Annotated in this window: 13 protein-coding genes; 2 read left to right on the plus strand and 11 right to left on the minus strand. The window is 46.9% G+C overall.

The window, feature by feature from the left end; all coding sequences use genetic code 11:
• Positions 1 to 354 precede the first annotated feature (354 nt).
• The 5 genes from LFX17_RS13450 to LFX17_RS13470 are packed head-to-tail and all read right to left on the minus strand — an operon-like array spanning position 355 to position 4,583.
• Positions 355 to 1,665: a UDP-glucose dehydrogenase family protein gene (locus tag LFX17_RS13450; protein ID WP_238747078.1), complete on the minus strand. Its 1,311-nt coding sequence runs from the start codon at positions 1,663 to 1,665 to the stop codon at positions 355 to 357.
• Between the two features lie 48 nt (positions 1,666 to 1,713).
• A complete protein-coding gene (locus LFX17_RS13455) occupies positions 1,714 to 2,919 on the minus strand; it encodes an ABC transporter ATP-binding protein (protein ID WP_238747079.1) in 1,206 nt (401 codons plus the stop codon).
• Positions 2,916 to 3,671, minus strand: a complete 756-nt coding sequence (locus LFX17_RS13460) for an ABC transporter permease (RefSeq protein WP_238747081.1) — start codon at positions 3,669 to 3,671, stop codon at positions 2,916 to 2,918. Before LFX17_RS13460 ends, LFX17_RS13455 begins: the two co-directional genes overlap by 4 nt.
• A gap of 4 nt (positions 3,672 to 3,675) precedes the next feature.
• Positions 3,676 to 4,362 (minus strand): JAB domain-containing protein, encoded by a 687-nt coding sequence (locus LFX17_RS13465; RefSeq protein WP_238730706.1) that lies wholly within the window; start codon positions 4,360 to 4,362, stop codon positions 3,676 to 3,678.
• Positions 4,359 to 4,583, minus strand: coding sequence for an LIC12298 family protein (locus tag LFX17_RS13470; protein ID WP_010573985.1), 225 nt, complete (start codon positions 4,581 to 4,583; stop codon positions 4,359 to 4,361). The genes LFX17_RS13465 and LFX17_RS13470 overlap by 4 nt, the downstream gene beginning before the upstream one ends.
• A 315-nt stretch (positions 4,584 to 4,898) precedes the next feature.
• Here LFX17_RS13470 and LFX17_RS13475 point away from each other — a divergent pair, with 315 nt between their 5' ends.
• A complete protein-coding gene (locus tag LFX17_RS13475; RefSeq protein WP_238747083.1) occupies positions 4,899 to 5,954 on the plus strand; it encodes a hypothetical protein in 1,056 nt (351 codons plus the stop codon).
• A 7-nt stretch (positions 5,955 to 5,961) separates the two neighbouring features.
• Positions 5,962 to 7,611: a hypothetical protein gene (locus tag LFX17_RS13480; protein ID WP_406600679.1), complete on the plus strand. Its 1,650-nt coding sequence runs from the start codon at positions 5,962 to 5,964 to the stop codon at positions 7,609 to 7,611.
• Here the strand turns inward: LFX17_RS13480 and pssA are convergent.
• The 6 genes from pssA to LFX17_RS13510 all read right to left on the minus strand — a co-directional run bounded on the left by pssA (position 7,608) and on the right by LFX17_RS13510 (position 12,202).
• Entirely contained in the window at positions 7,608 to 8,372 is a 765-nt protein-coding gene (pssA, locus tag LFX17_RS13485) for a CDP-diacylglycerol--serine O-phosphatidyltransferase (protein WP_238730709.1), read from the minus strand. The genes LFX17_RS13480 and pssA overlap by 4 nt on opposite strands.
• Positions 8,369 to 9,385 carry a tRNA (adenosine(37)-N6)-threonylcarbamoyltransferase complex transferase subunit TsaD gene (tsaD, locus tag LFX17_RS13490; RefSeq protein ID WP_238747087.1) on the minus strand — a complete coding sequence of 339 codons (1,017 nt, stop codon included), beginning with the start codon at positions 9,383 to 9,385 and terminating at the stop codon, positions 8,369 to 8,371. The genes pssA and tsaD overlap by 4 nt, the downstream gene beginning before the upstream one ends.
• Positions 9,382 to 10,779 carry a S41 family peptidase gene (locus LFX17_RS13495; protein WP_238730711.1) on the minus strand — a complete coding sequence of 466 codons (1,398 nt, stop codon included), beginning with the start codon at positions 10,777 to 10,779 and terminating at the stop codon, positions 9,382 to 9,384. The genes tsaD and LFX17_RS13495 overlap by 4 nt, the downstream gene beginning before the upstream one ends.
• On the minus strand, positions 10,769 to 11,059 hold the full coding sequence (locus tag LFX17_RS13500; protein WP_238730712.1) for an LA_1448 family UV-C exposure upregulated protein: 291 nt from the start codon (positions 11,057 to 11,059) through the stop codon (positions 10,769 to 10,771). Before LFX17_RS13500 ends, LFX17_RS13495 begins: the two co-directional genes overlap by 11 nt.
• A gap of 38 nt (positions 11,060 to 11,097) precedes the next feature.
• Positions 11,098 to 11,709, minus strand: coding sequence for a transcriptional repressor LexA (gene lexA, locus LFX17_RS13505; protein ID WP_118956277.1), 612 nt, complete (start codon positions 11,707 to 11,709; stop codon positions 11,098 to 11,100).
• Positions 11,710 to 12,010: 301 nt separating this feature from the next.
• Positions 12,011 to 12,202, minus strand: coding sequence for a hypothetical protein (locus LFX17_RS13510; protein WP_238730713.1), 192 nt, complete (start codon positions 12,200 to 12,202; stop codon positions 12,011 to 12,013).
• Positions 12,203 to 12,398 lie beyond the last annotated feature (196 nt).

A 12,398-nucleotide genomic window follows, 5' to 3' on the forward strand; every position in this document is an offset into this window, starting at 1 on the left:
ATATACGATTCTCTGAATGAATTTTGAAGGCAGGCATCGGCCCGCTTTTTCGATTTCAGATTTGTCCCCGATCACTCGACCAACATAACCTAACGCGGCTTCTTCGCATACGATAAACAATTTTTAACTGCACGTCCGATTTCTTCTTGGCTAAACTATTGAATTTCTTCTCGGATGGTCCTTAGAGCGGAAGAAAGACATGAACCCCGAAATCAAAGAGGAATATCACTCGAACGCGTCGATTGTTAAACGCATTCCGATTTTCTTATGAAGAATATTTTAGAAAACCGTTCGGCCGTTAAACGAACTTACGTCCCCGCTGTCGTGCGACGGCAGGGATTCGCTTAACAAAATTTATACGGCCGGTTTTCCGATCGAGAAATATTGAAACCCTTGTTTTTTCATCGATTCCGGAGAATACTGATTTCTTCCGTCGAAGATCACGCTTTGTTTCATCAAGCTCTTCATTTTCCCGAAATCGGGTTCTCTGAATTCTCTCCATTCGGTTAAAAGAAGAAGAGCGTCCGCGTCTTTGAGAGCGGAATAAGCGTCGTCCGCATATTGCACCTTCCCTTCGAAATAATGACCCGAAGTCTCTTTAGAAACCGGATCATAAACCTGTAACTTTACGTTTTTATCATGTAGTTTGAGCAAAAGAGGAATCGAAGGAGCCTCTCTCATATCGTCCGTTCCCGGTTTAAAGGAAAGCCCCCAAACCGCGAAGGTTTTTCCGGCAAGACCGGATTCTCCGTAAAACTTTACGATTTTCTCATAGAGTCTGAGTTTTTGCGCTTCGTTGACTTCTTCCACTTTGCGGATGATCTGCAAGGGCGCGCCTTCGTCTTCCGACGTTTTGATGAGGGCGCGGACGTCCTTCGGAAAACAGGAACCTCCGTATCCGATTCCAGCGTACAAGAACTGTCTTCCGATTCTGGAGTCGGTTCCCATTCCTTTGCGCACGTCTTCGTAATTTCCTCCGACGGCTTCGCAAAGATTCGCGATCTCGTTGGCAAATGAGATTTTCGTCGCGAGGAACGCGTTGCACGCGTATTTGGTAAGTTCCGCGGAAACCACTCCCATACGGAGAATCGGATTTCCGTTGAGAACGAAAGGCGCGTACAATTGTGCGATGAGGTCGCCGGCTTTTTGCGTTTCCGCTCCGATCACGACTCTTTCCGGACGCATAAAGTCGTCGATCGCCGCGCCTTCTTTCAAAAATTCCGGGTTGGAAACGACGTCGAATTCTTGTTTGGTTTCGTTGGCGATAATCGCTTTGACTTGAGCCGCAGTTCCGACCGGAACGGTGGACTTATCCACAATGACCTTGTAGCCGTTGATGGATTTACCGATTTCCTTTGCGACCGCAAAGACGGCGGAAAGATCCGACGATCCGTCCGGGAGTGTGGGAGTTCCCACAGCGATAAAAATGATTTCCGAATTTTCCACGCCTTCCTTGAGAGAAGTCGTAAAATCCAACCGTTTTTCCTTCCAATTGGTCAAAACCAATTCGGAAAGACCCGGCTCATAGATGGGAATGATTCCTTTTTTAAGATTTGCGATTTTCGTTTCGTCTTTATCGACGCAAATCACGTGATTTCCATATTCCGCAAAACAAGCCCCAGCGACAAGACCGACATAACCGCTTCCAATCACACAAACTTTCATATTGAGAACCAGGATTCCGGGCTTTCCGGGGTGAGAAAGAAAAATAAATCAGGAAGAAGCGTCTTTTTCCAGGCGGCACTCGACCGGCAACCAAGCCGCGCCCTCGAATTTCGGGAGATCGAGCCGTTCCAACTCAAAAGAAAGAATCCCGTCCTTCCAAAGGTAATTGCTTCCCACGTGATTGTCCCCTTCGTGCAACGCGATCCCGAGCGAATACTTTCCTGCGGAAAAATTCAGAGGAAGTCGGAACTGCGCCCGGACCGATTCTCCCGCGCGGATGTTTTTCAACGAATTCCCGAGATGAAACGTGTTCGTCCCGAAAGCACGGATTCCCCGAGCGTCGTCGATGTGAAAACCGACCGTCAAATCGGGGATTTCCTTTTTGAATTTTACGCCGACAGTTATTTCCACTTCCGCTCCGACCGGAAGAATTTTCGGATTGATCCGGCCCTTGTGTTGAATTCCGACCGAAAGAGTTTCCACGGGAGAATCCTTCTGCAAAGGAAGAACGTTTTCCTGTTCGCTCCCCGCATCCGCGATGATCTGCATGTATTCGCGAAATCCATCGACGGGATCTCCGTCAAAAACCAGTTTTCCTTTTTCCAAAATGAGAACCCGGGAACAGACGGACTTTAAAAGTTCGAGATCGTGACTGACGATGAGCGTCAGAGTTCCTTCTTCCTGAAACGAACGAAAACGCTGCAGACATTTCTGCTGAAAGCTCGCGTCTCCCACCGCAAGAGCCTCGTCCACGATGAGAATGTCGGGCCTCGCGAACGTCGCGAGCGCAAAACCGAGACGCATCACCATCCCGGAAGAATATTGTTTGATTGGAATATTCTTAAATTCTTTTAAACCGGAGAACTCGAAAATCTCCTCCATCGAAGATTCGATTTCTTTCGGACTGAGTCCCCAAACGAGACCGTTGTAATACAGATTTTCCCGTCCGTCAAGTTCGGGGTTGAATCCTACTCCGAGTTCGAGGATGGATCGAAGAGTTCCCGTTTTTAGAATTTTTCCCGACGCGTACGAGGAAACTCCCGTGAGGACTTTTAGCAACGTGGACTTTCCCGCGCCGTTTCTTCCGATTAAACCGACGATTTCTCCGGAACCGATTTCAAAGCTTACGTTTTTCAGAGCGTCGTAACGCACGTCGTTCCCGAAAAAACCGAGCGTTAGTACGTTTAAAATCCGCTTGGAAGGGCCGCTAAAACCGGCGTAAACCTTATTCAGATTTTCTACTTTTAAGCTCAAAGATGATCCAAAATGACGGAATGAAATTTAGAACGGCTGAGAATTCCTACCAAAGGGAAAAGAATCAGGGACGGAAGAAATTCTTTCCAATGGAAAACGGGAACGAAGTCGTTTAATAAAACGTAACGGAAAACTTCCAAAGGAAAGTTCAACGGATTCCAAACGTTGACTTCCTGCAAAAAGCCGGAGGAAACGTATAGGATCGGCAGCGACCAAAAGAAGAATTGGGAGATCAGTCGAATCAGAGGAGTGATGTCCCGGAGAATCACGTTGGCTCTCGCGAGATAACCCTGCACGAAAGAAAGCAGATATCCCGTGACGACCACGATCAAAATACCGAACGGGAAAAAATAAACATTCAATTTATCTAATGCAATCAGAACGGCCAGAATCGGAACCGCCGTCACGGCGAAATGAACGAGCATCTGCGCGTAAGGAATCCAAAGAAAAATCTCGGGACCCAAAGGAGACCGTTTAATGAGTTGTCTGTTTTCGGTAAGAATGGAAGTCCCGCGGATCATGTATTCCTGAAGAGGAATCCAAAACAAAAGACCGCTGAACGCGTATCCGATGAAGTCGGAAGCGGATTCGGGATTTCCTTTTAAATGAAGAAATAAAAAGACGATCGTATAGATCAGGATCAAACTCAGGTTTTGAATCAGCATCCACGAGATTCCCAAGGAACTTCCCGCAAATTGTAAGGCGTAATCTCTCCGCACTAAGATCCAAAGAATCGGCAAATTTTTCAACACTGCGTTACGCCTGAAGAACCTTACCTTCCTTACAGGAATAGATCCCGTCAATTCCAAAAATCCATTGGTCCAAGAGGTCGATTCCGAGAGAATCCAACAACTTGCCGAAATTCTTATAAATCCAAATATCTTCTCGGCTCGGTTTGCAGCCGGATTCGGGATGATTGTGCGCGATGATCACGGCGGAAGCCGCGTCGTTCAAAATGATCTTCAATAAGTCTCGGCTTTGTACTCCGACTTCTTCCAGACTTCCGGTCGCAACGACTTCGGCGCGTAACACGGAACCTTCGGGTGAAAGAGTGATGAGAACGAAACATTCCCTGTTTTTAGGGATTAAACTTGTGGATAAAAAGTTCAGAAGCTGCTTGCTGGAATAACGTTTCCCTTTGAGCGCTTCCCATTTGAGGCGTCTTGCAAATTCGATGGCGGCGATTAAGGCGGTCGCCTTTGCGTTGCCGATCCCGGGAATCCTACGAAGATCCGAAACTTGTTTTTGAAGAAGTCCGCCCAGTCCCTTACTTTGATGCAAGATATTGCGGCTCAATTCCTCGATCGGCTGAGCCCGATTCCCTCTTCCCAGAAGTACCGCCAAAAGTTCCCAATCTTCCAGGGATTCGGCTTCATACGCAATCCGCGTTCTGGGATCGGGAAAAGGACCCAACCTTTCAGAGAGTTTTCCGCTAGATTTCAAATCCGCTTCAGGTTGTTTTTGCTGAGCTCAGAAAGTGAATCTGCAAACCAGGTTCCTTTTTGAACTACTTCCCCTTCAAACGCTTCTTCCAGATAATCCGCGAAGGATTTAAGATTCGACTCACCCGCGCGAGTCCGTTCCTTCCAGTTAGGACCGGCACCGGCGAGACCACCGCGTTTTCTCTGGTAATTTGCTGATTCTTGCAGAGATCGAATGATCATAGTCTTCTCTCCATTCTTAATAAATTAGACGACATAAACAGATAAAACCACAGGATAATCCACTAAACGGATATGTATATACTAATCAAAATAGTAGTAAATGTCAACTCAAAACACTCTTTTTTTTCGAAAATCCTCGATTTTCGATCCAGAAGTCTTTTTGAGTCCCAAAACCCCGTGTTTTCCTCGGTTTCTGAATCCTATCTTAACGTTTCCCCCGGACAAAAACGTTTCGTTTGAATTTTTTTTCGAAAGCAATTTCGATTTTTTTTCAAAGCGAACGCTTGAGCTTCGTTGACGCGAACCGCTTCGAACGTGCGGAAAAAAGAATTCTCCCGTTCCAAAGTTTCCAAACCGACAACGATTTTGTTTTGGGTTTGCCTCCTTTGCGTTTTCACAAGCGGTTTGTGTGCGGAAGACGACGAACACAAACGGTTTCGTTCGGATATCGATCCGGCCTTCTTTCTTTCTCCGAAGAATTCTTCCCTTGCTTTGGGAATTTTGACCGAAGCAAAAAAGAAATTTCCTCCCTCGTTCGGAGCTTCCGGAGAATTCTTTGTCGCAAAACGAAACGAACATCTTTGGAAGACTTCGTTCGTTTATGTGAATCATAGAACCGCAACGGAAATCTCTCCGCTCGTTCATCAAACCTACGCGGGCTTCGGTTATTCTTTCGTTTCGAGGGAGAATTCTTTTTCTTCTTCTTTGTTTGCCGGTTGGGAACGCGGACAAAAGGACCTTTGTGTGATCGGATTTCGATTGGAGATTCCGACTCGACAGTCGATCCATCTTTTCGGAAAGACCGGAGAAGAATTTCGAAACGTTTCTCTTTTACTGCATTCTCCATTGAACCGGGAACTTCGGTTGTTTGCGGGAATTTCAAGAACTTGGACGGAGGCTCATACCGAAGATCGTTTTACGCTCGGAATCGGATTTGCCTGGGGGAATGCCGCCGTTTCGTTTTTTGGAAATCAAAGCGCGATCGATCAAGACGTTTCGTTTTCCGCGCGTGCGGACGTCGGAGATCTTTTCGAAAAAGAATCCGATTCCCGAGCGACTCGGATTTCCTCCGCGAATCGCGTCGATCGCGAACCGGCGGTCGAGTATGATCGCTCTTACGGAAAAAACAAGGAAATTTCCGAGACGCCCGATTTTGTCCGAAGATCGTCGATTCATCGTTATACGAATGTCTCTTTAACACTGCAGGAACTTTTGTCGGCGGGATTTGCGCTGGCGGCCGCGCTGCGAATCTCCAAAGAAAGCGCGCGTTCTCGAAACGAATTCGCGGAGTTCTTCCGTTCCCTTTCGGAAAAAGAACAAACGAAGATTTACGTCCTTTTAAACAAGAAGATTCGCGGAGAAAAACCGTGAAGTTCGAATGCGCAAATCGAGACAAACGTTCACGGAGAAAAGTCCGAAAGGAAAATCCGTGAGCTCGAAAGAGAATTCGTTTTTTAGAATATTCCGATTTTTTACGATTCTTTCGTATTCGAAATTTTACGCGTTACGGTTTTCATTCCTATCCGCATTTTACTTTCTAACCTCAGTCGCATTTCTTTGCGTGCGGTTTCCGCTCGCCGCGGTTGAATCGCGGATAGGAGCGACCCTGGAAACCTACGAATCGAGATATACACATACGGCAAAAGAGAATTGGTTTTTGAAAACTTCGAATTGCCCGATGGCAGCTCCGCAGCCTGCCCCGGTCGACTCAGTCAATTTCGCGACCTTCGAAGATGGAGTTTCGAAGACAACAGCTCGGAAAAATTCTGTCGAACATCCCCGATCCGTTTCCGGAATTAAGAACTTGATTCAGAAAGAGCCGGCTCGGTTTTGTTGGACCGGCTTTTTCGAAACTCGAAACGGAACCCCGCTTTTCTCCGCCAAAGTAGATCACAAATACGTTCGTGCGAGTTTCGGACATCGGTTTCGACCTCTGGAGAATTTTTATTTCCTGAGGGACAACGATTTTTACACCGCGCTTCCGGAGATCGATCAAGCCGTGCATCGTTCTGGATTTTTCGGGCTGATCTGGAAGGACTGGTCGTTCGGAGCGTATTATTCCGAACAAGAAGCGAAACGCGGAGCCGGGTATTATCTTCTTTCTCCAAAGAAGTTATTCGAAGCCGCGTATTCTCCCGAGATTTCTAAACATTACGTTTCTCTCAATTTCCAATCGAAGAATTGGAATCTTCCCGGTCCGAAGATCGTTTCCAGAATTCAAACCGTCGGTGAGAAAAAGGAAATCGGCGGGACGTTTTATACTTCGATGTTTTCGGAACGTTTGGATTCCGAATTTCGTCTGACCGGGTATCGCGGAAAAAGCGAGGATCTTTTCGCGCTCGACCCGGATCGGAACGAACTGAAAGGTAAGGCGGAACTCGCACGTTTTGCGATCGTTTCGCACTCCGCGTTCTCGATGGAATGGATTCGAGCGTGGAACCGTTCTTTTCCGGCTGCAAACTACGCGACTTCCGAAACTCCGTTCGAGGCGATTTCAAAATCGAATCCCTTTTTCGTAAACGAAACGACACGATCCTCTGTATTCGAAAATTCTAATATTCCTTCCGCCTCGTCTTCAAAACGTTGGGAAATCATCGGAGGCAAGGCTCCGATGATTTACGATCCTTTCTACGGAGGAATTCTTCTTTCCTTGAGAAGTTATACGAACGAAACGATCGGCCGCGGACTTTATTACGGTTTATACCGAAATCGTTTTACGATCGAAGCGGGACAAGAATGGAGAATCAACGGAGACACGATCACGGAAGGGAAATGGTCCTTTCGAATCGCGGAAACTTGGAACTTAGAAGGCGCGTTTCTGTTTCAAAAAGAAGGAAACCGAACCGATTCGGTATTCGAGGCGAGAACCGCACGGGACGAAACGAGTCTGATCTTTACGGATCGTTCTTCTTCGTTTCGTCTGCGGCTTTTATCGCCGACCATCGCTTTTACGGTGAGCCATTCCCGAAAGAAGGAAAGTAAAGGCGACGGAATTTGGATCAACTTGCAGGTGCAGTTTCCGTTTTAGTCCAACTTCACTCGGAATTCTTGGATCAAGTGAATGAGAAAGGTCATGATTCCGGAAAAGATGTAAAAGAAAATCAATCCGTAGATCAGCCAAGGCCAGCGGTTGAGTCCTACAAGAGCGAGCAGAATCGTGATTCCCGCCACGAGTAAAAACAATCTCGTAGGATTGAGCTTGGATCGAATGGCGGCCTGCGGTTTCGAATAACGTATGTTGGAAACCATCAAGATCGCGATCAAAACGAATCCGGTGATCGTAATCCAATGAGGAGCGGAGTTCGCATTCAAAAAGATCGGAAAAAATCCGACGGTTACGCCCGCCACAGGAGAAGGAAGCCCCGTAAAGGATTTCGGATCGTGTGCGACGTTGAAACGCGCGAGTCGATACGCGGCGCAGATCGGGAAGATCGCGGCAACGAGCATTCCGATCGGAAAAAGATCTTCCTTACCGAAGACGTCGATCTTGTATTCGCAAAGAACCATCTGATACATTAGATAACCCGGAGCGATTCCGAAAGCGGTCAAATCCGCAAGACTGTCCAGATCGGCTCCCAATTCGGATGTCGCGTTGAGCGCTCTTGCGGCCATGCCGTCGAGTCCGTCGCAGAGAGCCGCAAGCAATATAAAGAATCCTGCAAGTGTGTATGCCTGTAACTCGCTTCCGCCCCGGGAACCGGCTTCGGACGCAACGAGCATAGCGCTGAATCCCATCGTGAGATTTCCGAGCGTAAGAGTGTTAGGAACCCAACTGAGTTTGAGTTTCATGTAAAAATCTCCTGTCTGGACGGACTGACCGTAAAATCGATATCTCTCTGATAGCCTTTCTGAAAAAGATAGTATCCCAAAGACGCTACCATGGCACCGTTATCGGTACAATAAATTTTTCTCTTGGGAGTATAAAGTTCCACTGAATTCTTTTCAGCCCAAGACTGCAATCGTTTCTGAAGCGTGCCGTTTGCCAACACTCCCCCCGCGGCAAAGACCCGACGAATTCCCGTTTTCGCGACGGCCCGTTTGAGATTCCGTTCCACAAGATCGAACGCGGAATTCTGAAAGTTCCAACAGATCCTTTCCTGAGAAAGATCCTTTTGTTTTTCCAGTTGAACCATCACCGCCGTCTTGAGTCCGCTGAAAGAGAATGAAACCTCGTTGTGAGGAAGATTCCGAAGCAGCGGAGGAAGAATCGGTTTTTCGTCCGGAGCGGGAACATAGGCGTTCGCTTTCGCTTCTATATACGGCCCGCCCGGATAAGGCAGATCCAAAAGTCCCGCAACCTTATCAAAGGCTTCTCCCAAAGCGTCGTCCATCGTATCGCCGAGAAGTTCCATTCTACCAAATTCTTTCAATGTGTAAATGGCGGAATTCCCACCGGAGAGCAATAATCCTAGAACGGGGAATTCCGTGGGAACTCCCTCCAAGTGTAAAACGGCAAAGTGCGATTGAAGATGACAAACCGGTAAAATCGGAGTCCCGTAAACCATGTGAATGCAACGGGCCATCTGCGCACCGACCATCAAAGAACCGGTCAAACCGGGAGAAGAAGTCACAGCGACGTAGGAAAGGTCCTCGAACCCGATCTTTGCCTCTTCCATCGCTTCTTCGAGCAGAAGGTTGATCTTTTCCAGATGAGCGCGCGAAGCGATTTCCGGAACGATTCCGCCGTAGGGTTTGTGCAGATCGATCTGACTGAAAATTCTAAGACTGAGGTTCTCTTTCCCGTCGCGGACGATTCCGATGGAGGTCTCGTCGCAACTGGTTTCGATTCCCATTCCGATCATGCGTTTGTAGGTTTCTTTTCTCCGTCTTTCGGAGCACTGAGAATTTCGATCGCTTTACGAAGCTGCGGGTCCAGTTCCACGTCGGGGATTCCGTTGTGACTGTCTTGTTGGCTTCTGCTTTTGTATAAGAATTTGGCGACGTCGGTGGAAAGTTTGATTCCTTTTTCCGAGAGATACTTTTCAAAGAGGACAAAGTTCGCTTCGGAATAATTCGGATTCTTTGCAAGAAAGGCTTCGAGCATTTTCTTTTCGGCCATTTTGCGGATGTAAAATCGATCGTCTTCCGTAGGCTCCACCGATTTTACGACAACGTCGGGTTGGATTCCTTTTCCGTGAATCGACTTTCCGCTCGGAGTATAATATTTCTGAATCGTAAGCGCGATTCCCGTGTTATGCGAAAGAGGATAGATGTTTTGAACGGAACCTTTTCCGAAAGAAACCGTCCCGAGAATTTTTCCTCTTCCATGATCCTGCATCGCTCCCGCAAAAATTTCGGAAGCGCTGGCGGAACCTTCGTTGATCAAAACGACCAACGGCAAATTGGTGATTTTATCGTTTGCGGTCGTGGAACGGAACACGCGAACGAGTTCCCCGCCTCTTCCCCGCACGGAAACGATATCGAGATCCGGTTTTAAGAAAAGATCGGAAAGAGTGATCGCAAGATCCAAAAGTCCGCCCGGATTCATTCGGAGATCGACGATCAATCCTTCCGCGCCCTTATCTTTGAGAGAATTCAGTTCCTTTTTGAATTCGGAAAGCGTGCTGTCCTTTCCCATGAACTGATTGAGTTTGATATAACCGAGTTTTTCCTTTTCCAGATACGAAGAACGCACATAACGGATCTTGATCATTTCTCGGACTAACGTGAGAAGAATCGGTTCCTTCTGATTCTTTCGTTCGAGTTTGATCGACACCGAAGTTCCGACTTTTCCTCTCATGAGTTTGATGGAATCGGAAAGAGATAGATCGTGCGTGTTCTTTCCGTCGATTTCGACGATTCGATCCTGTGGAAGAATTCCCGCTTTCATCGCGGGTGTGTCTTCGATCGGCGATATGACAACGATGGCTCCGTCTGCGAAAGAGACTTCCATCCCGAGTCCTCCGAAACTTCCACGGGTTTCTTCTTGGAGTTGGGAGAAATCATCCTTATCCATAAATCGGGAATGCGGATCGCCGAGCGAAGAAATCAATCCGCGGATTGCTCCGACGTAGAGTTTTTCTTCGTCCACGGATTCCACGTAATCGCTATGAATGACGGACAATACTTCGTGGAAGATTTGGAGATAGGATTCTCCCGCTTTGGATATTCCTTTTACGGTTCCTGTCGGGAGAATTAGTGCGAAGCTGAGAAAGGAAACGATTCCAATCCAGACCATTCTTTCTTTACTTTTCATATTGTTTGATCAATGCCTCGTGCAGCGCGGGACTTTTTTCTTTCAGTCGATCCAATACACGATCGGGGTCCAGTCGATAGACGGAACAGGCTTCGAGAAAAAATGTGAGATCGTTGGGTGCGGCTTTCCCGGAAGAAGCCTTGAGGTTCGCGTTGATTCTCGCGATGCTGACCCGTTCCAGAACCCTTTTCAGATCGCCGTCGGTGATATCTTTTTTAGGAGGACTGCACTGGAGAACGAAAAGGAGGAGAATACAGAGGAAGAAATTTCGTTGAAACACTCTGTCCGAAGTTTCAGTCGAGTTTCTCCCTCTGTCAATCAGTAAATTCGATACAATCCGATCAGCTTACCCATCACCGTTGCTTTCTTGGTTTTGATCGGTTTGTATTTCGGATTTCTCGCTTCGAGTCGAATCTGATCCTGCTCTTTATAATATACTTTCAACGTGGCCTCGTCCTCAATGAGCGCGACTACGATTTCACCGTTGCGTGCAATATCCCGTTTTTCGATGATCGCGATATCGCCGTCGTTGATTCCCGCTTCCACCATCGAATCTCCCTGAACCCGAAGCGCATACATGGGAACGTTACCTTTTGCCATCTCGTCGGGAACGGGAATATAGGATTCGATGTTTTCTTCCGCGAAGATCGGAAGACCGGCCGCAACTCGACCGATTACGGGAATACTCGTCGCTTGTACGGGAAGAGATTCCATCGGGCTTTGACGGATGAGTTCTATCGCACGGGATTGGTTCTTGGCGGTCTTGAGATATCCCTTTTTTTCGATTGCCTTGAGGTGATCGTAAGCGCCTTTTGCGGTGATTCCGAACTCGTCTCCGATTTCCCGGATCGTTGGAGGAAAACCGCGTTCCTTAATGATTGCAGTAATGAATGTGAGGACAGCCTGTTGCTTGTCTGTCAGGTCTTTCATACTAAACAACTTAGTAGTGAATAAATGCTAAGTCAACACAAAAATAGTAAAACTTGTCGGGGGATTGTGATCGGCGGGTTTAGTTCCTCCGGGGAACCCATCCGCATCCCAATTGATTTCAGCATTTAGTTTCTCATAGTGATTTATGAGTTCAGTAATCGAGTCGCGAAAATATCTAACTTTCGCATGAATGATCGTCGCTTTTTATATCGACGAGGCTCGTAGTTGAGTTCGGGTTCTAAGTCAGTCAAAAGTTTCAAGGACCATTTCGATTCGGAGTAGTACAAGCGCATTCACTAAATCAAGAAAACTGCTGCCATAGATTCGGCTTTTCCTTTTCTTTCCAATCGATCTTTCCCAAAATCTCGTCGACCGTAAAGGATATCTCTTTAATCTTTCCAACCGATTTTAACTTTAATAAAGCATAATACATTTTTTCTAAATGTTTCCGAATATATTCGATATGCGGTTCGTTCGTATTGGAGACGCCCATATATTCCCTACCGAATTCCGAAAAAAATCTGGGCTTATTGTCTTGAAGAGGCTGGATATTTTCATTCCAACAAAGGAGGACTCTTTTTCCTCCCGTGGAAATTTTAGTTTCAATAAAAGTAAATTCCTCAGGAAGATAATTCTGCAAAAAATCAAGTGCATTGCAATATTTGATCTTTTTTACAGAAGACATAATA

This window comes from Leptospira sanjuanensis (assembly GCF_022267375.1).
GTDB lineage: Bacteria > Spirochaetota > Leptospiria > Leptospirales > Leptospiraceae > Leptospira > Leptospira sanjuanensis.

What these genes read in the sequence shown, in the direction of transcription:
- LFX17_RS13450 (WP_238747078.1), bottom strand. Translation starts at nt 1,665, where the DNA reads ATGAAAGTTTGTGTGATTGGAAGCGGTTATGTCGGTCTTGTCGCTGGG.
- LFX17_RS13470 (WP_010573985.1), bottom strand. Translation starts at nt 4,583, where the DNA reads ATGATCATTCGATCTCTGCAAGAATCAGCAAATTACCAGAGAAAACGC.
- LFX17_RS13480 (WP_406600679.1), top strand. Translation starts at nt 5,962, where the DNA reads ATGCGCAAATCGAGACAAACGTTCACGGAGAAAAGTCCGAAAGGAAAA.
- pssA (WP_238730709.1), bottom strand. Translation starts at nt 8,372, where the DNA reads ATGAAACTCAAACTCAGTTGGGTTCCTAACACTCTTACGCTCGGAAAT.
- tsaD (WP_238747087.1), bottom strand. Translation starts at nt 9,385, where the DNA reads ATGATCGGAATGGGAATCGAAACCAGTTGCGACGAGACCTCCATCGGA.
- LFX17_RS13495 (WP_238730711.1), bottom strand. Translation starts at nt 10,779, where the DNA reads ATGAAAAGTAAAGAAAGAATGGTCTGGATTGGAATCGTTTCCTTTCTC.
- lexA (WP_118956277.1), bottom strand. Translation starts at nt 11,709, where the DNA reads ATGAAAGACCTGACAGACAAGCAACAGGCTGTCCTCACATTCATTACT.
- LFX17_RS13510 (WP_238730713.1), bottom strand. Translation starts at nt 12,202, where the DNA reads ATGGGCGTCTCCAATACGAACGAACCGCATATCGAATATATTCGGAAA.